Source organism: Haemophilus sp. UMB1048, from assembly GCF_030218125.1.
GTDB lineage: Bacteria > Pseudomonadota > Gammaproteobacteria > Enterobacterales > Pasteurellaceae > Haemophilus_D.
Genome location: NZ_JASOPB010000097.1, coordinates 1 through 274 on the forward strand (window position 1 = coordinate 1; position 274 = coordinate 274).

General features: G+C 39.4%; 1 pseudogene. It reads left to right on the plus strand.

The features are described 5' to 3' along the window. Window positions 1–274 (plus strand): annotated as a pseudogene (locus tag QP437_RS10035) (oligopeptidase A); the annotation flags it as partial.

Here is a 274-nt window from a genome sequence, read left to right on the forward strand (position 1 = left end):
TTATTTTGCCTTTAACGGAAACCAATGATCGTTTAAATCGTGCTTGGTCACCCGTTTCTCATCTCAATTCAGTAAAAAACAGTGCTGAATTACGTGAAGCCTATCAAGCGTGCTTGCCTTTACTTTCTGAATACAGCACTTGGGTTGGTCAGCATAAAGGGCTTTATAATGCCTATTTAGCGTTAAAAAACAGCGCTGAATTTGCGGACTATTCTATTGCGCAAAAGAAAGCCATTGAAAATTCACTGCGTGATTTTGAACTTTCAGGTATCGG